Origin of the sequence: Comamonas aquatica NBRC 14918 (genome assembly GCF_000739875.1) — a bacterium.
GTDB classification, from domain to species: Bacteria; Pseudomonadota; Gammaproteobacteria; order Burkholderiales; family Burkholderiaceae_C; genus Comamonas; species Comamonas aquatica.
The window spans coordinates 1-24,902 of sequence record NZ_BBJR01000067.1; the positions used below are offsets into that span (position 1 = coordinate 1).

Genomic DNA, 24,902 nt, shown 5'->3' on the forward strand with positions numbered 1-24,902 from the left:
ACGTTCGAATTTTTCCTTTGCCATTGCAAATTCTCCAAATAAAAGAGCAAACCTGTGTGGGGTTTTAAGGTCTGCATCGCATTGCTGATTCACTTCGCACAGGAAACAAAGTGGCACGCGATCGCAGACCGGCAATCTGTATTGAAAGCGCCACGAGGGCGCTTTCAACCAAGCCGTCGATTATGACCGATTTGCTAATTACTTAGCGCGGGCAGCCACGATGGCTTCGGCCACATTACGAGGAGCTTCAGCGTAGTGCTTGAATTCCATCGTGTAGGTCGCACGGCCTTGTGTCTGCGAACGCAGCGAGGTGGCGTAACCGAACATTTCGGACAGAGGCACTTCGGCCTTGATGGCCTTGCCGCCACCGACCATGTCGTCCATGCCCTGCACCATGCCGCGACGCGAAGACAAGTCACCCATCACGGTACCGGCGTAGTCTTCAGGCGTTTCCACTTCCACAGCCATCATGGGTTCCAGGATGACAGGGCTGGCCTTCTTGGCGGCTTCCTTGAAACCGAAGATGGCAGCCATCTTGAACGCCTGTTCGGACGAGTCCACATCGTGGTACGAACCGAAGGTCAGCGTGACCTTCACGTCCACCACGGGGTAGCCAGCCAGCACGCCGGAAGTCAGGGCTTCGATCACGCCCTTTTCCACGGCAGGGATGTATTCGCGAGGCACCACACCGCCCTTGATGGCGTCGACGAACTCGAAGCCCTTGCCGGCTTCTTGGGGCTCGACCGTGAACACCACGTGACCGTACTGACCCTTACCGCCGGACTGGCGCACGAACTTGCCGTCGACGTCCACCACCTTCTGGCGAATGGTTTCGCGGTAGGCCACCTGGGGCTTGCCCACGTTGGCTTCCACGTTGAATTCGCGCTTCATGCGGTCCACGATGATTTCCAGGTGCAGCTCGCCCATACCGGCGATGATGGTCTGACCGGATTCTTCGTCGGTACGCACGCGGAAGGATGGATCTTCTGCAGCCAGGCGCGACAGGGCGATACCCATCTTTTCCTGGTCGGCCTTGGACTTGGGTTCCACAGCCTGTGCAATCACGGGCTCGGGGAACACCATGCGTTCCAGCACGATGGGAGCGTCTTGCGAGCACAGGGTTTCGCCGGTGGTCACGTCCTTCAGACCCACGCAGGCAGCGATGTCGCCAGCACGGATTTCTTCCACTTCCACGCGGTCGTTGGCCATCATCTGCACGATACGGCCGATACGTTCCTTCTTGCCCTTCACAGAGTTCAGAACGGATTCACCCTTGGTCAGAACGCCCGAGTACACGCGCACGAAAGTCAGCTGACCCACGAACGGGTCGGTCATCAGCTTGAACGCCAGCGCCGAGAACTTCTCTTCGTCATCGGCCTTGCGCGACAGCTTGGTTTCTTCGTTGTCGGGATCGGTGCCTTCCACGTCAGGAATGTCGATGGGCGAAGGCAGGTAGTCAATCACAGCGTCGAGCATGCGCTGCACGCCCTTGTTCTTGAAGGCGGTACCGCACAGCATGGGCTGAATTTCCACAGCCAGGGTACGGGCGCGCAGGCCGGCCTTGATCTCTTCTTCCGACAGCGTACCTTCTTCCAGGTACTTGTTCATCAGGTCTTCGCTGGCTTCGGCAGCCGCTTCGATCATGTTTTCGCGCCACTTTTCGGCAGTTTCCTGCACGTCAGCGGGGATCTCGGCATAGTCGAACTTCATGCCCTGGGACGCTTCGTCCCAGATGATGGCCTTCATCTTCAGCAGGTCCACGACACCCTTGAAGTTGTCTTCGGCACCGATTGGCACCACGACAGGCACGGGGTTGCCCTTCAGGCGGGTCTTGATCTGGTCCACGACCTTGAAGAAGTTGGCGCCGGTACGGTCCATCTTGTTCACGAAGGCCAGACGAGGCACCTTGTACTTGTTAGCCTGACGCCACACGGTTTCCGACTGGGGCTGCACGCCGCCCACTGCGCAGTACACCATGCAAGCGCCGTCCAGCACGCGCATGGAACGCTCCACTTCGATCGTGAAGTCCACGTGGCCGGGGGTGTCGATGATGTTGAAACGGTGCTCGGGGTAGGACAGGTCCATACCCTTCCAGAAGCAGGTCACGGCAGCGGAGGTGATTGTGATGCCGCGCTCTTGCTCTTGCTCCATCCAGTCCGTGGTCGCAGCGCCATCGTGCACTTCACCCAGCTTGTGGGTCACGCCTGTGTAAAACAGGATACGTTCAGTGGTAGTGGTCTTACCTGCGTCAATGTGGGCCGAGATACCGATGTTGCGATAACGGCCAATGGGGGTCTTGCGAGCCATGATTGATCCTTGATTGATCGTATGGGAGAGAGTCTGCGATCACCCTGCCTTGTGCGCCGGGGCCAGCAGTTCTATATAAGGGTGCCTTGAATCGAGACAAGGCCGCCGGCAAAAATTGCGAGCGGCCCGTCTGATTCAATCTGCGATTCGCAGATTAGAAGCGGAAGTGGCTGAATGCCTTGTTGGCTTCGGCCATGCGGTGCACTTCGTCACGCTTCTTCATGGCGCCGCCACGACCTTCGGTCGCTTCCAGCAGTTCGTTGGCCAGGCGCTGGGCCATGGACTTCTCACCACGCTTGCGGGCGGCTTCCTTGATCCAGCGCATGGACAGAGCCAGACGACGGACGGGACGCACTTCAACGGGCACCTGGTAGTTGGCGCCACCCACGCGGCGGGACTTCACTTCCACCATGGGCTTCACGTTGTTGATGGCAGTGACGAACACTTCCAGAGCTTCCTTTTCAGGCTGCTTCTTGGCGATCAGATCCAGGGCACCGTAGATGATGCGCTCTGCAACCGCCTTCTTGCCGCCTTCCATGATCACGTTCATGAATTTGGACAGCTCGACATTGCCGAACTTAGGATCCGGCAGGATTTCACGTTTGGGGACTTCGCGACGACGTGGCATTTTTTACCTCTATCTTTGCTTCAGTTGGTGTCTTTTCAGGCACCGCGAGAGCCATTCAACAAAACTCTCACTTACTCGACCCACGCAAGACATTTGCGCTTTGGGCCACTACGTTTGACCGCGCCAGTCAGGCGAATCAAACACCGATTGCTTTCAAGCCAGGGCTGATTACTTGGCCTTAGGCTTCTTGGCACCGTACTTGGAACGGGCTTGCTTACGGTCCTTGACGCCTTGCAGGTCCAGGGAACCGCGCACGATGTGGTAACGCACACCAGGCAAGTCCTTCACACGGCCGCCGCGCACCAGCACCACGCTGTGCTCTTGCAGGTTGTGGCCTTCACCGCCGATGTACGAGATCACCTCGAAACCATTGGTCAGACGCACCTTGGCCACCTTACGCAAAGCCGAGTTAGGCTTCTTGGGTGTGGTGGTGTACACACGGGTGCACACGCCACGGCGTTGGGGGCAGTTTTCCATAGCAGGGCTCTTGGATTTGATAACTTCGACCGTGCGGCCCTGACGCACGAGTTGGTTAATGGTTGGCATATATACGTCCCTAAACGTAAAAAACGAAAACGTGAAACCCTTCGGAAATTCCGAAAAGCCCTCGAATGTACCAGTTTGGCAACCCCGGGGCAAGTCGCACGTGATTAACGGCAGCACCCCCAGGAGCCCAGAGGTGCTGCCGTCGGCCTGGAGCCGTTACCGGATCCAGAGACGGATGGAGTCCCACAGGCGGCGGAAGAAGCCACCTTCATTCACGGCCTCCAGGGCCAACACCGGCAGCTCGGCCGCCACCTGGTCGCCGACCAGCACCTTCAAGGTACCTACCTGCTGGCCCTTGGTGATCGGCGCCATCAGCGGATCGGTGCGCACCAGTTGGGTGGTCACCTTGCCGGCGCTGCCCGAAGGCACGGTCACCACGGTCGCGGCTTCGCGGCCCACCTTGATGGTGCCTTGCGAGCCCTTCCAGATCTGCGCTTCTTCCATGGGCTGGCCGGCATCGAACAGCTTGACGGCGTCGTAGGCGGTGTAGCCCCAGTTCAGCAGCTTCTGGCTTTCGTTGGCCCGCGCGTTGTCGCTGGCCGCGCCCAGCAAAATGGAGAGCAGTCGACGCCCGCCCACATTGGGGATTTCGCGGTTGGCGGTCGACACCAGGCAGTAGCCCGCGGCATTGGTGTGGCCGGTCTTGAGGCCGTCCACCGAGGGGTCGCGGAACAGCAGGGTGTTGCGGTTGCGGCTGTTGGCGGCCGGCGTGCCCTGGTAACGGTATTCCTTGATGGAGTAGTAGTGGGTGTACTCGGGGAAGTCGCGCATCAGGCGTATGGCCAGGATGGACAGGTCGCGCGCCGTGGTGTAGTGCCCGGCCTCGGTCAGGCCCTCGGGGTTCTTGTAGCTGGTGCCGGTCATGCCCAGCGCCTTGGCCTGCTCGTTCATCAGGCGCACGAAGTTATCCTTGGTACCGCCCACGCCTTCGGCCAGCGCCATGGTGGCGTCATTGCCGGACTGCACGATCATGCCCTTGAGCAGGTCTTCCACCGCCACCTGCATTTTGGGGTCGATGAACATCCGCGAGCCAGGCATCTTCCAGGCCAGCTCGCTGACGGGCAGGCGCTGCTCCAGCGTGATCTTCTTGGCACGCAGGGCATCGAACACCAGGTAGGCCGTCATCAGCTTGGTCAGCGAAGCGGGCTCCACCTGGGCGTCCACATCCTTGGAGGCCAGCACCTGGTTGGCGGTCACATCCACCAGCATGTAGGTGTGCGCGGCAATTTCAGGGGGCTGCAGCGGGGCGATTTGGGCGCTGGCCCACAGGGGCGCCAGCGCCGCGGTCAGGGCCAGCGTGCGCAAGGAGGAGAAAACAGGCTTCATGAACAACTCGGTTTATCAAAGAATCAACAAGGGGCTAGCGGTCACGTTGGCACGTGACCGGCGCTCAGGTGGCGGACCACCAGCCCTTTGAGCAACGGCAATTGTCCGTGGAAGAAATGACCTCCATCGGGCACAACTGTTACAGGCAGTATCTGCGGGCGCGCCCAGTCCATCACGGACTGCAGCGGCACGGTGTCGTCCTTTTCGCCATGCAGCACCAGGGTGCGCGCGTGCGCCGCCGGTGGCAGGGTGGCGGGTTCAAAGCGGCTGGCCGCCGTGCCCACCAGCACCACCTGCTCGACGCGGCCCTCGTCCCACAGGGCGGCCACGGCATGCGTGGTGACGAAGGCCCCGAACGAGAAGCCGGCCAGCGCCAGCGGGCCCTGGGGGGCCACCTGGCGCACCACCTCCACCAGGTCCTGGGCTTCGCCGCGCCCGGCGTCGTGCACGCCAGCGCTGGCGCCCACGCCGCGGAAGTTGAAGCGGATGGTCTCCCAACCGCTTTGCACGAAGGCACGCGCCAGGGTCTGCACCACCTTGTTGTCCATGGTGCCGCCATACAGCGGGTGCGGGTGGGCAATCACCGCCACGCCCCGGGAGGTGCCCACCGGGCGGTCGCGCAGGGCTTCGATGGCGCCTGCGGCGCCGGTCAGGGTGAATCGTTCGGTTTGGGCGTTCACAGCAAACTACCTAATTCATAGCTGTCTGCGCTTGTCAGATCAGCGCAAACTGCCAAAAACACTTGCAATGCGGCGTCTGAGTCGGTTTCAGCGGCCAAGTTCCGGCGGCACCAGCAAACGCTCCACCACCTGGCCATGCTTGAGGTGCGATTCGACGATTTCGTCGATGTCGGCCGTGTCCACGAAGGTGTACCAAGTGCCTTCGGGATAGACCACGGCCACGGGGCCAGCGGCGCAGCGGTCCAGGCAGCCGGCCTTGTTCACCCGCACCTGGCCCTTGCCGGCCAGGCCGGCGTCCTTCACCGCCCGCTTGCAGTGGTCAAAGCCTTCCTTGGCGCCGTGCAGGTGGCAGCAGTCTTCACCGTTGGGGCGCTCGTTGAGGCAGAAAAAAATGTGGCGGCTGTAGTAGCCGGGGGCAGTGTTGTCGCTCATGGTGCTGTGCATTCTAGGAGTCGCCCTGGCGCTGGGACAGGCGCAAGGCCACATACGCGAGCACGGCATAGGGCCAGAGCCATCCCAGCCACTGACCCAGCCCGTAAAAGCGCATGAACCGACCCTGCTCCCAGGACTGCAGGGTGTCGGCGAAATACGGGTTCAGCGGCGCCTGGTTGAGCCAGTTCAGCTGCCACATCAGCACCAGCAGCAACAGCACCGCGCACCAGCGGCGCCCGATGGGCAGCAGGCAGACGGCAAACAGCGCCGCCGCCACCATGCCGGCCTGGGTCGGCAGGGTCAGCCAGGCCCAGGCATGCACCGGCCCATAGGCCATGGCCGAGGACAGCGCCGTCGCCGCCACGCCGGCCACCCCGGTCAGCAGCGCGAACACCGCGCGCCGGCCGCGGTGGACGATCAGCAGGTAGCCCAGCAGGCAGGGCGCCAGCAGGCCCAGCATGACGCACAGCATTTCGGCGCTGGGCATCAGCGGCACCAGCGGGGCCTCGCGCAGCGGCAGCCAGTCCATGAAGGGCGTGCCTTCCAGCCATTCGTCCAGCGTGGTGTCCAGGCGCTCCAGCACCTGCCCCAGGCCGAAGGGCAGCGCCGGCGGGAACAGCAGGGCCAGCGGCCACAGGCCGATCAGCACCAGGCCACCATGCGGCTGGTGGCCGAACCAGCGCTCGCGGAACACGCTCCAGCGCTCCAGCAGGCCCAGCCACTCCAGGCCCGCCGCCAGCACCGCGCCCACCAGGGCGCCTGCGGCGTTGAGCACGAAGTCCATGTTGGACGGCACGCGCCGCGGCAGGTAGATCTGCAGGAACTCCATGCTCAGCGACAGCACGGCCCCGCACAGCGCCGCCCACAGGATGGCCCAGGCGCGCATGCCGCTGCGCACGCCGCCCAGCGCCAGCAGAAAACCCAGGGGCACATAGCCGATGATGTTGGTGTTGACGTCGAACCACGTCCAGTACGGCGGCGGCAGCGGCGCCGTGGCGAACACCCAGGGAGAGATGCCCTGCACCCGCCAGCCTTCGAACGGGAACAGGCTGGCGAACACGATCAGCAGGGTGTACAGCAGGGCCAGCGGCCATGCCGAGGTTTTGAACACAAACAGCCCCTTTCCAGCCCGGGCTCAGACGGTTGCGAGAATTAGAACGGCTTGACCACCGCGAGGACCACGATGCCCATCAACAGGAGCACGGGCAGCTCGTTGTACCAGCGGAACCAGCGGTGGCTGCGCGGGCAGGTCTCGGCCATCAGCTGGCGCAGCAGGCGGCCGCAGCTGTAGTGGTAGGCCAGCACCAGCGCCACCAGCGCCAGCTTGGCATGCACCCAGCCGCCCGACTGCCAGAAGCCATAGCCGAACAGCAGCCACAGACCCAGTCCCACGGCGGGCACCGCCAGCAGGGTGGTGAAACGCAGCAGCCGCTGGGACATGCCGATCAGGCGCTCGCGCTCGGCCACCGAGCCGGGCGGCACCATGGCCAGGTTCACAAAGATGCGCGGCAGATAGAACAAACCCGCAAACCAGCTGGTCACGAAGACGATATGAAAAGCTTTGACCCACAACATGGGCACAGTGTAAGCCCGCCCCTGGCCTGGGCTGGCGCACAAAAAAAGGCCCGGCATGCAGCCGGGCCGAGAAATTCCTCTGGAAGAGGCCTGCTCAGGGAGGTGAAGCAGGGAAAGCAGCAAGCCGCTTTCGAGGCGAAATCTAGCACCCCGCCGCCCCCGGCACACGGGGACTATCCCCAAGGCATGCCCCAGCGGCGCCCTGCGCAATCCCTCGCCAGCGCCGACCGACAGGCGCACAATGCACGGCATGCATCTGTCGAACCCTACCCCTTTCCCGCAAAGCCGTCCGCGCCGCCTGCGCCGCGACGCCTTCACCCGTAACCTGGTGCGCGAAAACCGCCTGACAGCCCATGACTTCATCTACCCGGTGTTCGTGCACGAGGGCACGCAGCTGCGCCAGGCCGTGCCGTCCATGCCCGGCGTGGACCGCCTGAGCCTGGACCTGCTGCTGCCCGTGGCCGAGGAGTGCGTGAAGCTGGAGATCCCCTATCTGGCGCTGTTCCCCGCCATCGACGCCAGCCTCAAGACCCCCGACGGCAAGGAGGCCCTGAACCCCGACGGCCTGATCCCCCGCGTGGTGCGCGCGCTGAAAAAGGAATTTCCCCAGCTCGGCGTGATGACCGACGTGGCCCTGGACCCCTACACCAGCCACGGCCAGGACGGCATTCTCGACGAGAGCGGCTACATCATCAACGATGAGACCGTGGAAGTGCTGGTCGGCCAGGCCCTGGCCCATGCCGAAGCCGGCGTGGACATGGTCGCCCCCAGCGACATGATGGACGGGCGCATTGGCGCCATCCGCGAGGCGCTGGAGCTGCAAGGCCACATCCACACCCGCATCATGGCCTACAGCGCCAAGTACGCCAGCGCGTTCTACGGCCCCTTCCGCGACGCCGTGGGCACGCGCGGCGCCCTGGGCAAGGCCGACAAAAACGTCTACCAGATGGACCCCGCCAACTCCGACGAAGCCCTGCGCGAAGTGGCGCTGGACATCGCCGAAGGCGCGGACATGGTCATGGTCAAGCCCGGCCTGCCGTACCTGGACATCGTGCGCCGCGTCAAGGACGAGTTCGGCGTGCCCACCTTCGCCTACCAGGTCAGCGGCGAGTACGCCATGCTCAAGGCCGCGGCCGCCAACGGCTGGCTGGACCACGACGCCGTGATGATGGAAAGCCTGCTGGCCTTCAAGCGCGCCGGGGCCGATGGCATCCTGACCTACTTCGCCATCGACGCCGCCAAGCGGCTGCGCGGCCTGTAAGCGGCCCCTCGCCCGTGTCTGCGTGCGCGCAGACACGGTTTGGATCGCTGCCAGCGCCTGTACAGTCTGCGTTTTGCGGCCATTTGACCTTGTAGCTATGCGACTGCTGCTGATCCAGCCTGCCACCAAGCAGGTGCTCGACCTGGGCACCTGGCCTGCGTCCGACGCCCCCCTGCCCGCGCCCGAGGCCGGCAGCTTCTACTGGCTGTCGTGCGAGCGCACCGAGTTCGAGACCCAGATCGCGGCCGTGCAGCGCCTGCTGCTGCAGCTGTGCGGCACACCCCTGGTGGACCTGCACATCTCCGACCTGCTGAACGCCCAGATCCCGTCCACCTTCGACTACACCTCGGACTACGACGTGATGCTGTTCCGGCGCCTGGACCTGCCGCCGCCACCCGCAACCGGCAGCGCAGACGCCGGCGCCCGCCCTGCCAGCGCCCCACTGCTGAAGAACCTGGACACCGCCCCCGTCGGCTTTGCCGTGTTCGACCAGCTGCTGTTCAGCGTCCACCCCGGCGAATGCCCGGTGCGCTCCCACCATGTGCAGCGCCTGCTGGCCCCGGGCACAACGCCGGAAAAGCGCGCCGGCAGCCGCCTGCCCGCCAGCAGCGCCGACCTGATGCTGCGCCAGCTGGACCTGATGGTGGACGGTTTCCTCAGCCTGCGCCGCGACATGGCCAAACAGATGGACCAGTGGCAGATGGCCCTGCTCAACCCCAACTCGCGCTTCCACGACTGGGGCAAGGTGCTGCAGGCGCAGCTGGGCCTGCACCAGCTCAACGAAATCTGCGAAGACCAGCGCGGCGCCGTGCAGGACTGGATCGACATGCTGGAGAGCTGGCCCGAGGAAAGCGAGACGGCCGAGCGCCGCGCACGCGAGCTGCTGCGCGTGCGCTCGCGCGACGTGCTGGAGCACATCGAGCGCGTCAGCCACCACGTGCACCGCATGGAGCTGAGCGCCGAGGCCGCAGTGCAGATGCACTTCTCGGCCCAGAGCAACCGCGCCAACGACATCATGCGCACGCTGACTACGCTGACCGCCATCTTCCTGCCGCTGAACCTGATCGCCGCCGTGTTCGGCATGAACTTCGACGTGCTGCCCCTGGTGCACAAGGAAGACGGTTTCTGGTGGGCCATGGGCGCCATGGCCGGCATCGGCCTGGCCCTGCTGGTGTTCTTCCTGCGCCGCCGCTACATCGAGCGCGACACCCTGATGGGCGAGAACACCTGAAAAACTGCGAGCAACCCGCGCTCACCCTCGCTGGGTTTGCGAGTCAAAACACGCCAGAACCCAAGCATGGCGCGCGCCAACCGCTCTTCTTGTGCATCAGACCCGCATCAGGCCCGCGCCAAGTGCTGGTCGAAGAAAGCCAGCGTGCGGTCCTTGGCCTGGATGGCGCTGGTCTCGTCGTAGCTGCCGCGTTGGTCGCAGTTGAAGCCATGGTCGGCGTCGTACACATGCACCTGCACCACGGGGTGCACCCGGCTGAAGGCCTGCACGCCGTCCAGCGCAATGTGCGCATCGCGCGCGCCAAAGTGGGCCAGCACCGGCACGCGCGGCGTGCGCGCCACCTCCGGCGACACGGTCATGCCCCCGCCGTAGTAGCACACGGCGGCCGACAGCTCGCTCACCCGCTCGGCCGCGCGCCAGGCCAGCAGCCCGCCCCAGCAAAAGCCCACCATGCCCACGCCGGCCACGCCGTCCTGCTGCAAGGCCCATTGCGCCGCGGCGCGGATGTCCTGCAGCACGCCCTCACCCGGCAGGGCCTCGGCCGCGGCCTTCAAGGCCTTGCCGCGCGCCATGCCCTCGACGTCATAGCCCAGTTGCACATCGAACTCCAGCCGCGTGAACAGCGCCGGGGCGATCGCCACGAAACCGCGTGCGGCCAGGCGGTCGGTCACGGCGCGGATGTGGCTGTTGACGCCGAAAATCTCCTGCGCCACCACCACGGCCCCGCGCACCGGGCCCTCGGGCTGGGCCACCCAGGCCGGCACCGCCGTGCCGTCGGCGGCGGTCAGTGAAATAAAGCTGCCCATGGATCGCATCTCCTTGTTATCGTTGGGCGACCTGCCGTGTCCCTGCCGGCCGCAACACTGGCAACTTTAAGCAATCTGCGTTCCACTTAGGACCTGTCCACCCTTCCCCGCACTGCCCGCCCATGGATCTGAAACCGCTGATCACCCTGGTTGCCATCGTCAATCCGCTGGCCATCGTGCCGTTTTTCATCCACTACACGCAAGGCTTCGATGCTGCGCAGCGTGCCCAGACCATCCGCACGGCGTCGTTCAGCGCCTTCGTGGTGATCGCCGCCTGCGCGCTGATCGGCCTGCAGGTGCTGGATTTCTTCAACATCTCGCTGCAGAGCTTCCAGGTCGGCGGCGGCCTGCTGCTGCTGATCAGCGCGATGAACATGCTCAACGCGCGCCCGGCCGAAGACCGGCGCCACGAGGACACGCTGGAAGCGGGGGTCGAGAAGGCCGCCATGGGCAACAGCATCGCCGTGGTGCCGCTGACGATCCCGCTGCTCACCGGGCCGGCCGCCATGTCGACCGTGGTGATCTACGCCGACCAGGCGGCCACCTTCTGGCAGCACCTGGCCCTGGTGGGCTATGGGGTGGTGGTGGCGGCCGCGGTGTGGGCCAGCTTTTCCATGGCCGAACCGATTGCCCGCGTGCTGGGCAAGACCGGCATCAACGTGATGACGCGGCTGATGGGCCTGATCCTGGCCGCCCTGGCCGTGGAAGTGATGGCCGGGGGCCTGATGAAGATTTTCCCCGCGCTGGCGGGCTGACACCGTGTGCCGGCCCGCGCGGGGGCGGCACTCAGACCGCCGACTGCGCCACCTTGTCGGCCTGGGCGCCGTGCTGGCCGTGGTCGTCCGGGGTGGAGCAGGCCCCGCCGCAGCCGCTGATGGGCTGCGCCGGCAGGGCATCGCTGTGCAGCAGGGCGCCGCTGGCGGGGTCAAAGCCCACGCTCTGCATGTGCTGGGCCAGGGCCGCATCCATGGTCTGGGCGTGGTAGCTGAACCAGGAGGCCAGCTCCGGCGTCATGCCGCGGATCATGCTGTAGTCCCCCTCGTCCCCGCGCTTGCCGCCTTCGCGCATGATGTCCAGCACCACCTTGTGCTGCGTGGCGTGGCAGTTGCCCGTGGCAAAGCCGGTGGCCAGCATCCAGCGGTCTTCCTGCCCGAAGTGCTCCTCGGTGTGCGCCACCAGCGCCTGCCACACCGGCATCAGGGCCTCGTCCGGCGTGGCTTCCACCTGCGCCATCAGGTCCACGAACTCCTTGTGCGTTTCGTCCATGACTGGAACGTTCAACTCCAGGGCCGTGCTCCATTCCAATGTCGCCATAGCGCCCTCCTTCGTCCAAACTGTGCAAAGCCGAAAGCTTACGAAGCCTATCTCGTAGGGGTTTGAGACAGGTCAAAGCCCGGCCGACACAGGGCCACGGCCTACAGGCACCACCGGGCCAGACGGCAAAAAGCCCCGCATGCGGGGCTGGGGCTGAGACAGGGTGGGTGCGCACCTGCGGGCGGAATTGCGGCCGGAGGCGGCGTCCCCTTGCGGGCGACTATGGATCAGCGGTCAAAACGGAAGTCGGGGTGGCGCTTGTGCCATTCGGCCAGCTGCTTTTCCGCCTCTTCCTTGGCCAGGCCATGGCGCTCCTGCAGCTTGCCCAGGAACTGGTCGCGCTTGCCGGCGATCACGTCCACATCGTCGTCGGTCAGCTTGCCCCACTGCTCGCGAATCTTGCCCTTGAATTGCTTCCAGTTTCCTTGGATACGGTCTTCATTCATGGAATTTTCCTCAGCGTGAAATCAATATTTGCTGCACATGGAATGCGTAAAAATCAACACATTCACATTCCTGCAGCGCGAAAAGTCACTTTAAAAAAAATTCATGGCGCAGCGTGTCGTCGATGCGGGACAGGGCCGGTCGGACCAGACCGACCCGGTGTGCCAGAGAGCGTTTAACGCTTGGACACGGTTTGCAGCCACTGGGTGAGGGTGCCCCCCAGCACATCCACCCCCTGGGCCAGGGCCTGCACCCCGGCCGCGGCGTTCGGTGCCGACGCGGGCTGGCGCACCTCCAGCACCCGCTGGGCCAACAGCACATCGCCCTGCGGCGCGGGGTCCACCAGGGTGGCGCGCACGCGCACCCAGCCCACGCTGTCCTGGGCGGTGGTGAAGACATGGCTGAACTCCTCCAGCGCCAGGCGCAACACAGGCACCTGCCGCCCCTGCACGCTGGGCGGGGCTTCGCCCGGGGCCGCCGACAGCACCACGCGCCCACCCTGGGTCAGGTGTTCGCGCAAGCGCTGCTGCACCATCTGCGCAGGCGGCACGCTCCAGCGCGCCTGGGTGTAGGCGCGCAAAACCTGCGCATCCGCATACGCCAAGCGGTAATGCACCAGGGTGCTGCCATCGGACAGCAAGGGCGCCTGCACGGGCCCCAGCGCCACGGCCGGCAAGGCCACGGCCGGCGGCGCCGCCAGCGCGGCCGGTGCCCCCAGGTCATAGCGGGTCACGGCCTGGGGCGGCCGGGGCAGGGTGCTGCAGCCCGCCAGCCAGACGACCGCCGCCCAGCACCAGGCGCGGCGTGGAGTGATCAGTGCGCGCATATGCATCTTCCTTACTGGGCCGCAGGGGCCACAAAACCGGGCTCGCCGGGCCCAGGCTGTCCGGCATCCACCCCATACAACAGGGACTGGGGGTTGTCGCCAATCCCCGCCGCGGCACTGCCCATGCGGCGCGCGGCCGAGGAGACATCGCTGGCAGCCTGGCTGATGCCGGGCAAGGTGGCACGGTCCAGGCGCTCGGCCGCCCGTGCCATGGCCTGCGAGCCTTCGGTGATCCGCGCCAGGGCGCCGTCCGGGCCTTGCACGGTCGTGGCCATGCGCCGCACCTCCTGCGCCAGCGCGCCGGCTTCCTGCCCGGCCTTTTCCATGGCCTGCAGGGCACGGCGTGCATCCTGGGTCATGCCGGGCAGCTCCTGCTGCAAGGTGGTGTGCATGGAGCGGGTCACGCCGCTGACATTGCTGGCCGCATCCGAGAGGTTGAGCAGCAGGCTGCTGAAGCGCTCCTGGTTGTCATCCCCCAGCAACTGGTTGATGCGCCGGGTGGCCTCGTCGACCTTGCTCAGGATGGTCATGCCCTGGTCGGCCAGCACGCTCAGCGGCGAGGACTTCATCAACAGCCGCGGAATGCCGTCGGGGCCCTCGGGCAGGGCCGCCATGGGCTCGGTCACGTCGTCCAGCTGGATGTGCGCAATCCCGGTCACGCCCTGGTAGCCCAGCATGCCGAAGGTGGTGGTGGGCGAGACCGGGGCCTTGCTGTCAACCGCGATGCGGATCAGCACATTGCCCTGCTGCGCCTGGTCGAAGGTGATCTCGGTCACCTTGCCCACGGCCACGCCCTTGTAGCGCACCGTGGCCTGGTTCTGCAGGCCGCTGATGGTGTCGCCGGTGGACATTTCGTACAAGGTGTAGTCGTGGCGGTCGCGCGTCAGCCACAGGGCCAGCGCCCCCAGCAGGACCAGCAGCGCCAGCACGAAGCTGCCGGCCGCCATGGCGTGTGATTTGTTTTCCATTGCTCAATGCCCTCCTTGCGGAGCGGGTGCCATGGCACGGCGACCCCGCTCGCCCTGGAAGAAAGTGGTGATGAAGGGGTGCGGAAATTGCGCCACCTCCTGCGGCGTTCCGGTCACCAGCACGCGTTTCTCGGCCAGCACCGCCACGCGGCTGGACAAGGCAAACAGCGTGTCCAGGTCGTGCGTGACCATGACCACGGTCAGCCCCAACTCGACACGCAGCTCGCGCAGCAGGGCGCAGAACTCGTCGGAGCTGGTCGGGTCCAGCCCGGCCGTCGGCTCGTCCAGCAGCAGCAGCGGCGGGTCCATGATCAGGGCACGCGCCAAGGCCACCCGCTTGACCATACCACCGGACAGGTCGGCCGGCATGCGCGTGGCGTGCTCGGGCTGGAGGCCGACCATGCGCAGCTTGACCATGGCGGCCTCGTCAACCATGGCCGCGGGCAGCGTGCCCAGCTCGCGCAGGGCAAAGCCGATGTTCTCCAGCACGTTGAAGGCCGAGTACAGCGCCCCGTGCTGGAACAGCATGCCGACGCGGGTGGCTGCGCCTTCGGTGCACAGCTCGGCCGCCGGCCGCCCCAGCGTGGTCACCGTGCCGCGCCCCGGCTGCAGCAGCCCCAGGATCTGGCGCAGCAGCACCGTCTTGCCCGTGCCCGAGCCACCGACGATGGACAGCATGTCGCCCTGGTACACGGTCAGGTCCAGGTCCTGGTGCACGGCAAAGGCGTTGTCGCCCTCGCCGAACACGCTCCACAGCTTGTCGACCTGCACCATGGCGCGGGGCGTCTGCGGGCGGGGGGATGCGGCTGCAGTCATGGCTCAGAACCCCACATCCTTGAAAGCGATGGCGAACAGGGCGTCGACCACGATCACCATGGTGATGGACGACACCACCGAGGCCGTCGTGCCCGCGCCCAGGCTCTGGGTGTTGGGCTGCACGCGCAGCCCCCAGTGGCAGCCGATCAGCGCGATGAACACCCCGAACACCACCGACTTGGCCATGGCCAGCACCAGGTTGCCGATCTCCACCGCATCCGGCAGCGCCTGCAGAAAGTAGCCGGCCGAGATGCCCATGGTCATGTCGGCCGCCAGCATGCCGCCCGCCAGCGCTGCCAGCGTGGTCCACAGGCTGATCAGCGGCATGGCCAGCGCCAGCGCCAGCGCGCGTGGCATGACCAGGCGAAAGCCATGGCGGATGCCCATGACCTGCATGGCGTCCAGCTCCTCGGTCACGCGCATCACGCCGATCTGCGCCGTGATGGCCGAACCCGAGCGCCCGGCCACCAGGATGGCGCCCAGCAGCGGCCCCAGCTCGCGGATCAGCGAGATGCCCAGGATGTTCACGATGAAGGCCTCGGCGCCGAACTGGCGCAGTTGCAGCGCCATCAGGTAGGCCAGCACCACGCCGATCAGAAAGCCCACCAGGGCCGTGATCGGCAGCGCCGTGGCCCCCATGCTGTACAGGTGGCCGGAAAAATCGCGCCAAGGCCCTTTGCGCGGATCGCGCAGCAGGCGGACTATGTCCAGCACCAACTGCCCCACCAGCTCCACCAGGTGCTGGAAATGGTCCAGCGCGTGCAGCACCAGCAGGCCCAGCTGGTTCACCCGGTCCATCATGCACAGCGGGGCCGGTGCCGGCACGGGTGCCTGGCGCAGGGCGGCCACGCGCGCCAGCATGGTGCGCTGGGCATCGGTCAGGCGCACCCGCTGCGGCCAGGCGTACTGCCAGTGGCGCCACAGCAGCTGGGCGCCGATGTGGTCCAGCCATTGCAGTGCCTGCAGGTCCCAGCCCGTGGCGGCATCCGCCGGATGGCTGCGCAGGGCGCGCTGCAGCTGTTGCCACACCGGGCGCTGGCCCAACTCCGCCGCGCCCCAGCGCCCCTGCAACTGCACCCAGGCGCCTTCGGCGTCCTGGAGGGTCTGCAAACGGGGAAGGGTATCGGTCATGGCGTGAAAAAAGTCGAAGCGCTGCCAGCTTACAAGCTTTGGCCCCGGCCGCGAACCACGGAACGCAAGCCAGCAGCCGGTGCATTTTGCAGTGCAACACCGAAATCGTCAGACCAAGACTACACGCTTTCCCTATCGACAGCCCCGGGGCATTCCACACAATGGAACCACGGTTTCCAATCCGGAGGCCGATTGATGCCCGGTCACACGGGCTTGCTTCATGAGTGACACCTCTTTCGACTACATCGTCATCGGAGGCGGCACTGCAGGCGCCCTGCTGTGCAACCGCCTCAGCGCCGACCGCAACGTGCGCGTCCTGCTGATCGAAGCCGGCCGCAAGGACGATTACCACTGGATCCACATTCCCGTCGGCTACCTGCACTGCATCGGCAACCCCCGCACCGACTGGCTCTACCAGACCGAGGCCGACGCCGGGCTCAACGGCCGCAGCCTGCGCTACCCGCGCGGCAAGACGCTGGGCGGCTGCTCCAGCATCAACGGCATGATCTACATGCGCGGCCAGGCGCGCGACTACGACCAGTGGGCCGGACTGACCGGCGACGACAGCTGGCGCTGGGAGCAGGTGCTGCCGGCCTTCATGAAACACGAAAGCCACTGGCGCCTGGACGAGGGCCAGCCGCCCAACCCGGCCTTCGCCAGCCTGCACGGCCACAAGGGCGAGTGGCGCGTCGAGAAGCAGCGCCTGCGCTGGGACATCCTGGATGCGTTCTCCCAGGCGGCGCAGCAGGCCGGCATCCCGGCCACGCAGGACTTCAACGGCGGTGACAACGAGGGCGTGGGCTATTTCGAAGTGAACCAGAAGGACGGCTGGCGCTGGAACACGGCCAAGGCCTTTCTGCGCCCCAAGTGCTATGGCCGCCCCAACTTCGAGATGTGGACCATGGCCCAGGCCACGCGCCTGGTGGTGGAGCGCCAGGCCGATGGCGCGCTGCGCTGCACCGGCGTCAAGGTCTGGACCGGCGACGAACTGGCCCACCTGACGGCCACCGAGGAAGTGATCGTCTGCGCCGGGGCCGTCAACTCGCCGCAACTGCTGCAGCTGTCGGGCATCGGCCCGGCCCAGGTGCTGCACCAGGCCGGCATCCCGGTCACGCTGGACCTGCCCGGCGTGGGCGCCAACCTGCAGGACCACCTGCAGATCCGCTCGGTCTACAAGGTGCGCGATGCGCTCACCCTCAACACCCTGGCGGCCAGCCCCTGGGGCAAGCTGCGCATCGGCATGGAATACCTGCTGCGCCGCACCGGCCCGATGAGCATGGCGCCCTCGCAGCTGGGCGCCTTCACGCGCAGCCGCCCCGAGCTGGAGCACCCCAACCTGCAGTACCACGTGCAACCCCTGTCGCTGGATGCGTTTGGCGAGCCGCTGCACAGCTTCCCGGCCTTCACCGCCAGCGTCTGCAACCTCAACCCCACCAGCCGTGGCACGGTGCACATCAAGAGCCCGAACTTCGAGGACGCGCCGGCAATTGCACCCAACTACCTGAGCACCGCCCAGGACCAGCAGGTGGCGGCCGACAGCCTGCGCGTGACGCGCCGCATCGTCAGCCAGCCGGCACTGGCGCAGTATGCCCCCGAGGAATGGAAGCCCGGCACCCAGTACCAGAGCGACGAGGAGCTGATCCGCCTGGCAGGCGACATTGCCACCACCATCTTCCACCCCGTGGGCACCACCAAGATGGGCCGCGACGACGACCCCATGGCCGTGCTGGACAGCCGCCTGCGCGTGCGCGGCGTGCAGGCGCTGCGCGTGGTGGATGCCGGGGCCATGCCCACCATCACCAGCGGCAACACCAACAGCCCGACGCTGATGCTGGCGGAAAAGGCCGCCGGCTGGATCCGCGCCGAACGCAAGGCGCGCGAGGGCCAGACGCCCCTGGCGGCGGCCGCCCCCGAAGCACCGGCCCAGGCGCTGACCGTGTGAACGGTCCCGCTGCCGTCGGCAAGATTAAAAAGTGAGCTGCCTGCGCTGATCAAAAGCCAACTTCGGCACTAAACAGCGCTGAAATCTAGACTTTCCGTGCGCAACCAGCTCCTTTTTCAGGACTCCCCCGCTACCGCAACCCGCCGATGTAGCGCCCGGCCTCGTCGCCCGGCGGGGCCGCATCGCGCAGGCGGTGCGCCACACGCTCCACCAGCGGCACCGCCGGGGCGGGGGCCGCTGCCCCGGCGTCCAGCAGGGCCGCCAGCCGGTCGGCCAGCCCGGCCAGCGCGGCATCGCCGTCCTCCGCCGCGCGGGCCCGCGCCACGCGCACGATCTCGCGGGCGTACTCGTCGTTGAGCGCCATCCAGTCGGTATCGGTCACGCGGCCCGCCTTGCGCCGCAGCGCCACGTGCAGGTGGGCGGCTGCGGCCATGCGTTCGGTGTTCGCCATCGGCATCCTCCTTGTGCTGGCGGCCCAGGCCGCCGGGTGGGTCAGGCGCCCACGTGTTCGCGGTGCTCGCTGATGTCCAGGCCCTGCTGCTCGGCCTGGGCATCCACGCGCACGCCCACCAGGCGGTCGGTCAGCCACATCAGCACACAGGTGGCGGCAAAGCTGAACGCCGCCACCGCGACCACCGCCACGGACTGCGCCAGCAGGTTGCCGCTGGCCCCGGAAATCGTGCCGCTGACCAGCACCCCGGTCAGCAGCGAACCGACGATGCCGCCGATGCCATGCACGCCGAACACATCCAGCGAGTCATCGGCCCCCAGCCAGCGCTTGAAACCCGTGGCCCCCCAGTAGCAGACCAGCCCGGCGATGGCGCCGATCAGCAGGCCCGCGCCCATGTCCACAAAGCCCGCCGCCGGGGTCACTGCCACCAGCCCGGCCACCAGCCCCGAGCACAGGCCCAGCACCGACATGCGGCGGTGCAGCAGCCATTCGCCCAGCGCCCAGCCCAGGGCACCACCGGCCGCGGCCAGGTGCGTGACCACCATGGCCAGGGCCGCGCGCCCGTCGGCCGCCAGGGCCGAGCCGCCGTTGAAGCCGAACCAGCCCACCCACAACAGGCAGGCGCCCAGCATGGTCCAGCCCAGGTTGTAGGGCTGGAAGGCCTCGCGCCCATAGCCCGTGCGCTTGCCCAGGTAGCAGGCGCAGGCCAGGCCCGCCGCGCCGGCGTTCACGTGCACCACGGCGCCGCCGGCGAAGTCCAGCGCGCCCATGCGCGCCAGCCAGCCGCCCGGCTCCCACACCCAGTGCGCCACGGGCACGTAGACCAGCAGGGTCCACAGCGCCATGAACAGCATCAGCGCCACAAAGCGCATGCGCTCCACCAGGGCGCCGACGATCAGGGCCGCCGTGATGATGGCGAAGGTCAGCTGGAACAGGGCGTAGGCCGCCTCGGGGATGTGCGGCGCCATGTGGCTGACCGCCAGTTGCTGCTGCGCCAGCTGGTAGTCCAGGCCCCCGAACCACAACCGCTCCAGCCCGCCAATCCAGCGCGAGGACGGGGTGAACGCCAGCGAATAGCCCACGGCAAACCACACCACGCTGACCACACAGGCCGCGCCCAGCACCGCCGCCAGGGTGTTGAGCACATTCTTGCGGCGCACCATGCCCGCGTAGAACAGGGCCACGCCGGGCAGCGTCATCAGCAGCACCAGGGCCGTGGCCACCAGCACCCAGACCGTGTCGGCCTTGTCGATGGCCGCAAACCCCACCATCTGCTGGGCCTGCCCGGCCGCTGGCAGCAGGGCCAGCAGCGCCACGCCCGAGGCCAGACGGCCCCACCTGCTTCGCATCTCCATGTCGCTCCCCCGCAGTGTTGTTGCCGCCAGCCAAGCACAAGCCATGCCTGCACACCGGCCGCCAAACACCCACCGCGCACAGTGTCATTCGGCCGTCACACACCGCACCACCAGCTTGCGGGAAATCCCCGATGCACCAAACCAACGCAGGGTCTACAGTCCACACCACTCTAGCGCGCACCAAGGTGCAGCAAGGAGGGCCCGAGGAGACAACTCGATCCACAACCAGACCAATATCTATAAAGCATCCACCAATGAGATGCCTTTCCCCCAGCGCCGGCCAGACCGGCGCTTTTTATTTGTGTTTTAGCGCTCCGTGAACAGCGCACAATCAGCGCCCATCATGGAATGGATTTTTGTCTCTCTGGCTTCGGCCCTGGCCGGTTTCGTGGATGCCATCGTGGGTGGTGGCGGACTGATTCTGGTGCCCGCAATGTTTGCCGCCTTCCCGCACGCGGCCCCCGCCACCCTGTTTGGCACCAACAAGAGCGCCGCCGTCTGGGGCACGGCGATGTCGACCTGGCAGTACAGCCGGCGCATCAGCATCACCTGGCCGATGATCATCCCCGGCATCGTGGCTGCCGGGGTGGGCGCATTCAGCGGCGCCTGGGCAGTCACCCTGGTCAACCCCGACTTCCTGCGCAAGCTGCTGCCCTTCATCCTGCTGGGCGTGCTGCTCTACACCCTGGCCAAGAAGGAGCTGGGGCGCGAGCACACCCCCATGCACAGCCTGCGCACCACGCAATCGCTGACGGCCGGCATCGGCCTGGTCATTGGCTTTTACGACGGCTTCTTCGGCCCGGGCACGGGCAGCTTCTTCGTCTTCCTGCTGGTGCGTCTGCTGGGCTATGACTTCCTGAATGCGTCAATCAACGCCAAGCTGATGAACGTCACCACCAACCTGGCGGCCATCGTGCTGTTCGCGCTCAAGGGCCATGTCTGGTGGCACTTTGCCGTGCCGCTGGCGATCGCCAACGTGCTGGGCAGCGTGCTGGGCACCTGGATGGCGCTGCGCCACGGCGCCGGCTTTGTGCGCGTGATCTTCATCGTGGTGGTCAGCCTGCTGATCTGCAAAACCGGCTGGGACGCCTTCGGCGCCTGAGCCGGCGCGGCACATCCCCCGTCAGTGGCGAGGCCTGCCGTCTGCACGGACGCTGGCCGGCTTTTATAATGGCAGCCTGCTTCGCCTGACGAGCCGCACATTCTTGGTGCATGCGCACCACCGCTTTGCGGCGTAGCCCGGCCCACCGCTGTGATGGTCTGATGTCCTCAGACCGGCGGTCCGGCGGCTACAGCCCCCTCCTTTCTTGACCGCTGCATCGCTGTGAGCGGCGCCCCATCCGCATGGGGCCGGGGCCCTTGCCAGCGCGATGGCGCCAGGAGCACCTCTTTCATGCAACGCTTTTCCGTCATTGCCGCCGCTGCGCTGGCTCTGCTGGGCACCTCGGTAGCCCAGGCACGTCCCCTTGAAGCCATCCAGAAGGACGGCACCCTGCGTCTGGCCACCGAAGGCTACTACGCCCCCTTCGCCTACTTTGAGGGCAAGAAGCTGACCGGCTTCGAAGTCGATCTGGCCGAACACCTGGCCCAGAAGATGGGCCTGAAGTTCGAGTGGAAGACGATTTCCTTCGATGCCCTGCTGACCGGCCTGAAGCAGGACCGCTGGGACCTGGTCATCTCGTCGCACGGCATCACGCCCGAGCGCGAGAAGGCCATCACCTTCACCGCCCCGCACTACTGCTCGGGTGCGCAGGTGATCGCCCGCGACGCCAGCATCCAGGGCGCCAAGGACCTGGCCGGCAAGACCGTGTCGGCCCAGACCGGCACCACCTACCTGGACTACGTGCAAAAGAACGTGCCCGGCGTGAAGCGCGTGGTGAACTTCCCCACCAACGAAGCCGCGATGAACGCCCTGATGACCCAGCGCGCCGACGCCTGGGTGACCGAGCGCTTCCTGGCCAAGGAAATGCTGGCCAAGAACCCCAAGATCAAGTTCCACCAGGGCGAGCTGCTGTTCGTCGAGCGCATTGCCGCCGCCGTGGCCAAGGACAACCAGCCCCTGGCCGCCGCCTGGAACCAGGCCTTTGCCGCCTCCCTGAAGGACGGCAGCTACGCCAAGATCTCGCACAAGTGGTTCCAGGAAGACATTCGCTGCCCACAATAAAACCTGCCCGGGCGGTGTGATCGCCAGGCCGGGTGCCTGGCACGCCGCCCCATGACGCCCTGAGGCTTTGGCCCCCAGGGCGTTTTTGCGTTGTTTAACCTGCTGTTCTTTCCATGCTCACTGCACTTTGGCCCTCGCACTGGAGCCGCACCCAGCGCAGCAATGCCACCCTGGTCACCGCCCTGTTGCTGATGGTGGTGGTCGTCGCCCTGCTGGGCGAGCTGCTGGCCCTGCTGCCCGAACCCATCGGCGACCACGCCGCCGAATTTGCCGATGGCGCCCGCACCACGCTGTACCTGACCCTGGTCAGCGGCGCGGCCGGCCTGCTGTTGGGCGTGCTGGCCGCCGTGGCGCGCACCTCTGGCCATGCCGTGCTGCGCAGCGTGGCCGGCGCCTATGTCTGGATCATCCGTGGCACGCCGCTGCTGGTGCAGATCCTGTTCATGTACTTCGCCCTGCCGGTGCTGGTGCCGGGCCTGAACCTGCCGGACTTTGCCGCCGCCTGCGTGGCCCTGGCGCTGAACGTCGGTGCCTACAACGCCGAAGCCGTGCGCGCCGGCCTGAACGCCGTGCCGCGCGGCCAGACCGAGGCCGCCCGTGCCCTGGGCCTGCCCAAGGGGCGGGTGTTCCTGGACGTGGTCTTTCCCCAGGCGTTCAAGATTGCGCTGCCGCCCCTGGTCAGCAACTTCGTGGCCCTGCTCAAGGACTCGTCGCTGGCCTACGCCATCGGCGTGGTGGAGCTGACCAACGTCGGCAACCGCATCCAGTCGTCCACCTTCCAGCCGGTGGAGACGCTGATCACCGTCGGCCTCACCTACCTGGTGCTGACCACGCTGGTGACCCAGGTCACCGCCGCCATCGAATACCGCTTTGACGTGGAGGGCCGCCAGAAGTGAGCCATGCTGCCAACACCCGCACGCCCTACATCGTCTGCGAGCGTGTCACCAAGTCGTTTGGTGCGCACCAGGTGCTGAAGGGCGTGTCCACCCAGTTCTGCCAGGGCGAGGTGACCGTGATCATCGGCGCCTCGGGCTCGGGCAAGTCCACGCTGCTGCGCGCGCTGAACCGCCTGGAGCCGCACGACGGCGGGCGCATCACCATCGCCGGCGTGGAGGTCACGGACCACGAGGCCACGCTGCAGCAACAGCGCTGCGAAGTCGGCATGGTGTTCCAGCAGTTCAACCTGTTCGGCCACATGACCGTGCTGGACAACGTGACCCTGGCGCCGCGCCGCATCCGCAAGACGCCGCGCGCCACGGCCAACGCCCAGGCCCTGCAGCTGCTGGAGCGCGTGGGCATGGCCGCCCATGCGCACAAGTACCCCTGGCAGCTGTCCGGCGGCCAGCAGCAGCGCGTGGCGATTGCGCGCGCCCTGGCCATGCAGCCGCAGGTCATGCTGTTCGACGAGCCCACCAGCGCCCTGGACCCGGAGATGGTGCAGGAGGTGCTGGAGGTGATGCGCGGCCTGGCCCGCGAGGGCATGACCATGATCGTCGTCACCCACGAGATGGGCTTTGCCCGCGAGGTGGCCGACCGCGTGATGTTCTTCGACCAGGGCCAGATCGCGCACGAGGCCCCGCCGGCCGAGTTCTTTGCCCGCCCGGGCAACGAACGCATCGCCGCCTTCATCGGCCGCATGGCCCACTAGGCGCACCCCGCCATCACCATAATCAGGAGCAGTTGGCGCTTGTCATTCCTGGATTTCAGACTGTTTAGACCATGAAACCCAGCAAATGCGCGCGCAAACCGCTCCTTTTTTCACACATCGCATGCGCACCGAACGCCTGGGCCTGGCGGCCCTGCTGACCGTCACCGTGGTCTGGGGCACCACCTTCCCCGCCATGAAGCAGCTGTCCACCGACCTGTCGGCGCTGCAGATCATCTGGCTGCGCTTCGGCCTGGCGGCCCTGGTACTGCTGCCGCTGTGGCGCGGCATCCGGCGTGCCGAATGGCGCTGGGGCCTGGGCCTGGGGGTGCTGAACTTCCTGGCCTTCTGGCTGCAGATCGAAGGCCTGGCGCTGACCACCAGCAACCGCAACGCCTTCGTCACTGGACTGAACGTGCTGCTGGTGCCGTTGATCGCCTGGCTGGTGCTGCGCCGCCGCACCGGCTGGCAGGTCTGGGCCGCCTGCGCCCTGGCCGTGGCCGGCATGTGCCTGATGTTCTTCGAGGACACGCCCTGGAACCGGGGCGACACGCTGACGCTGTGCAGCGCCGTGGTCTACGCCCTGTACATCCTCGGGCTGGAGGCCGCCGCGCGGCGCCACCAGGCGGCCCCCCTGCGCGCCACGCGCATGGCGGCGGCGCTGGCCGGCTCGATGTGGACCTGCACCACGCTGATGCTGTGGCTGCAGCCCCAGGGGTTCGAGCGGCTGCAGACGCAGGCACAGGCCCTGTCCCCCGACGCCTGGCTGGCCATCGCCTACCTGGGCCTGGTGGCCAGCGCCCTGGTGGTGGTGCTGCAGGCCTGGGGCCAGCAGCGGCTGGACGCCATGCGCAGCGCCATCGTCTTCGGGCTGGAGCCGGTGTTTGCCGCGCTGACCGCCTGGTGGCTGATCGACGAGCGCATGGGCGCGCTGGCCCTGTGCGGCGCAGCGCTGATGGTGGTGGCGCTGATCTTCAGCCAGTCGACGCCACCGCAGGCTGCACCACGTGCCCGCAGCCTGCCTCCGGCCACGGCAAAGCCCAACGCCTGACGC

General features: G+C 66.5%; 26 protein-coding genes. 9 read left to right on the plus strand and 17 right to left on the minus strand.

The genetic code is table 11. The features are described 5' to 3' along the window. Positions 1-198 precede the first annotated feature (198 nt). The 8 genes from fusA to CA2_RS14920 all read right to left on the minus strand — a co-directional run bounded on the left by fusA (position 199) and on the right by CA2_RS14920 (position 7,494). Positions 199-2,307, minus strand: a complete 2,109-nt coding sequence (fusA, locus tag CA2_RS14885; RefSeq protein ID WP_042419053.1) for an elongation factor G — start codon at positions 2,305-2,307, stop codon at positions 199-201. A 154-nt stretch (positions 2,308-2,461) separates the two neighbouring features. Then, positions 2,462-2,935 (minus strand): 30S ribosomal protein S7, encoded by a 474-nt coding sequence (rpsG, locus tag CA2_RS14890; RefSeq protein WP_042419055.1) that lies wholly within the window; start codon positions 2,933-2,935, stop codon positions 2,462-2,464. Between the two features lie 168 nt (positions 2,936-3,103). Beyond that, the gene (rpsL, locus tag CA2_RS14895) at positions 3,104-3,481 is read right to left on the minus strand and encodes a 30S ribosomal protein S12 (RefSeq protein ID WP_042419058.1); all 378 of its coding nucleotides are present in this window, start codon (positions 3,479-3,481) and stop codon (positions 3,104-3,106) included. A gap of 156 nt (positions 3,482-3,637) precedes the next feature. Then, positions 3,638-4,807: a D-alanyl-D-alanine carboxypeptidase family protein gene (locus tag CA2_RS14900; RefSeq protein ID WP_042419130.1), complete on the minus strand. Its 1,170-nt coding sequence runs from the start codon at positions 4,805-4,807 to the stop codon at positions 3,638-3,640. 41 nt (positions 4,808-4,848) lie between these two features. Continuing rightward, positions 4,849-5,487, minus strand: a complete 639-nt coding sequence (locus CA2_RS14905) for an alpha/beta hydrolase (protein WP_042419060.1) — start codon at positions 5,485-5,487, stop codon at positions 4,849-4,851. A gap of 87 nt (positions 5,488-5,574) precedes the next feature. Beyond that, positions 5,575-5,919, minus strand: a complete 345-nt coding sequence (locus CA2_RS14910) for a (2Fe-2S) ferredoxin domain-containing protein (RefSeq protein ID WP_042419133.1) — start codon at positions 5,917-5,919, stop codon at positions 5,575-5,577. Positions 5,920-5,932: 13 nt separating this feature from the next. Further along, a complete protein-coding gene (locus CA2_RS14915; protein ID WP_042419063.1) occupies positions 5,933-7,030 on the minus strand; it encodes a VanZ family protein in 1,098 nt (365 codons plus the stop codon). Between the two features lie 41 nt (positions 7,031-7,071). Beyond that, positions 7,072-7,494 (minus strand): CopD family protein, encoded by a 423-nt coding sequence (locus CA2_RS14920; protein WP_042419137.1) that lies wholly within the window; start codon positions 7,492-7,494, stop codon positions 7,072-7,074. Between the two features lie 250 nt (positions 7,495-7,744). On the opposite strand from CA2_RS14920, the gene hemB reads away from it, so the two are divergent. Next, on the plus strand, positions 7,745-8,755 hold the full coding sequence (gene hemB, locus CA2_RS14925; protein ID WP_042419066.1) for a porphobilinogen synthase: 1,011 nt from the start codon (positions 7,745-7,747) through the stop codon (positions 8,753-8,755). A 97-nt stretch (positions 8,756-8,852) separates the two neighbouring features. Then, positions 8,853-9,986, plus strand: a complete 1,134-nt coding sequence (locus CA2_RS14930; RefSeq protein ID WP_052369960.1) for a magnesium transporter CorA family protein — start codon at positions 8,853-8,855, stop codon at positions 9,984-9,986. A 107-nt stretch (positions 9,987-10,093) separates the two neighbouring features. Here CA2_RS14930 and CA2_RS14935 read toward each other — a convergent pair whose 3' ends face one another. Next, complete coding sequence (locus CA2_RS14935) at positions 10,094-10,792, minus strand: dienelactone hydrolase family protein (protein WP_042419068.1); 699 nt, start codon at positions 10,790-10,792, stop codon at positions 10,094-10,096. A 122-nt stretch (positions 10,793-10,914) separates the two neighbouring features. On the opposite strand from CA2_RS14935, the gene CA2_RS14940 reads away from it, so the two are divergent. Continuing rightward, positions 10,915-11,547: a MarC family protein gene (locus CA2_RS14940; RefSeq protein ID WP_042419072.1), complete on the plus strand. Its 633-nt coding sequence runs from the start codon at positions 10,915-10,917 to the stop codon at positions 11,545-11,547. Positions 11,548-11,578: 31 nt separating this feature from the next. Here the strand turns inward: CA2_RS14940 and CA2_RS14945 are convergent, their stop codons facing one another. The 6 genes from CA2_RS14945 to CA2_RS14970 form a co-directional block, all read right to left on the minus strand. Next, the gene (locus CA2_RS14945) at positions 11,579-12,106 is read right to left on the minus strand and encodes a hemerythrin domain-containing protein (RefSeq protein WP_042419075.1); all 528 of its coding nucleotides are present in this window, start codon (positions 12,104-12,106) and stop codon (positions 11,579-11,581) included. A 227-nt stretch (positions 12,107-12,333) separates the two neighbouring features. Further along, a complete protein-coding gene (locus CA2_RS14950; RefSeq protein WP_042419078.1) occupies positions 12,334-12,552 on the minus strand; it encodes a CsbD family protein in 219 nt (72 codons plus the stop codon). Positions 12,553-12,725: 173 nt separating this feature from the next. Next, positions 12,726-13,376 (minus strand): ABC-type transport auxiliary lipoprotein family protein, encoded by a 651-nt coding sequence (locus tag CA2_RS14955; RefSeq protein WP_052369961.1) that lies wholly within the window; start codon positions 13,374-13,376, stop codon positions 12,726-12,728. Positions 13,377-13,387: 11 nt separating this feature from the next. Further along, the gene (locus CA2_RS14960) at positions 13,388-14,344 is read right to left on the minus strand and encodes an MlaD family protein (RefSeq protein WP_042419084.1); all 957 of its coding nucleotides are present in this window, start codon (positions 14,342-14,344) and stop codon (positions 13,388-13,390) included. A 3-nt stretch (positions 14,345-14,347) separates the two neighbouring features. After that, positions 14,348-15,160, minus strand: a complete 813-nt coding sequence (locus tag CA2_RS14965) for an ABC transporter ATP-binding protein (RefSeq protein ID WP_042419088.1) — start codon at positions 15,158-15,160, stop codon at positions 14,348-14,350. Between the two features lie 3 nt (positions 15,161-15,163). Next, complete coding sequence (locus CA2_RS14970) at positions 15,164-16,291, minus strand: MlaE family ABC transporter permease (protein ID WP_042419091.1); 1,128 nt, start codon at positions 16,289-16,291, stop codon at positions 15,164-15,166. 220 nt (positions 16,292-16,511) lie between these two features. On the opposite strand from CA2_RS14970, the gene CA2_RS14975 reads away from it, so the two are divergent. Next, entirely contained in the window at positions 16,512-18,233 is a 1,722-nt protein-coding gene (locus CA2_RS14975; RefSeq protein ID WP_042419093.1) for a GMC family oxidoreductase, read from the plus strand. A 130-nt stretch (positions 18,234-18,363) separates the two neighbouring features. Here the strand turns inward: CA2_RS14975 and CA2_RS14980 are convergent, their stop codons facing one another. Continuing rightward, a complete protein-coding gene (locus CA2_RS14980; RefSeq protein WP_042419096.1) occupies positions 18,364-18,684 on the minus strand; it encodes a hypothetical protein in 321 nt (106 codons plus the stop codon). A gap of 41 nt (positions 18,685-18,725) precedes the next feature. Next, positions 18,726-20,033, minus strand: a complete 1,308-nt coding sequence (locus CA2_RS14985) for an ammonium transporter (RefSeq protein ID WP_156106087.1) — start codon at positions 20,031-20,033, stop codon at positions 18,726-18,728. Positions 20,034-20,382: 349 nt separating this feature from the next. Between CA2_RS14985 and CA2_RS14990 the strand changes: the two genes are divergently transcribed. From CA2_RS14990 to CA2_RS15010, 5 genes are all read left to right on the plus strand, one after another. Continuing rightward, positions 20,383-21,141, plus strand: coding sequence for a sulfite exporter TauE/SafE family protein (locus CA2_RS14990; protein WP_042419104.1), 759 nt, complete (start codon positions 20,383-20,385; stop codon positions 21,139-21,141). A gap of 291 nt (positions 21,142-21,432) precedes the next feature. Beyond that, positions 21,433-22,203: an ABC transporter substrate-binding protein gene (locus CA2_RS14995; protein WP_042419106.1), complete on the plus strand. Its 771-nt coding sequence runs from the start codon at positions 21,433-21,435 to the stop codon at positions 22,201-22,203. 113 nt (positions 22,204-22,316) lie between these two features. Continuing rightward, positions 22,317-23,099, plus strand: coding sequence for an amino acid ABC transporter permease (locus CA2_RS15000; protein WP_042419108.1), 783 nt, complete (start codon positions 22,317-22,319; stop codon positions 23,097-23,099). Beyond that, positions 23,096-23,851, plus strand: a complete 756-nt coding sequence (locus CA2_RS15005) for an amino acid ABC transporter ATP-binding protein (protein ID WP_042419110.1) — start codon at positions 23,096-23,098, stop codon at positions 23,849-23,851. Before CA2_RS15000 ends, CA2_RS15005 begins: the two co-directional genes overlap by 4 nt. A gap of 121 nt (positions 23,852-23,972) precedes the next feature. Further along, positions 23,973-24,899, plus strand: coding sequence for a DMT family transporter (locus CA2_RS15010; RefSeq protein ID WP_042419111.1), 927 nt, complete (start codon positions 23,973-23,975; stop codon positions 24,897-24,899). The last annotated feature ends 3 nt before the right edge of the window (positions 24,900-24,902 follow it).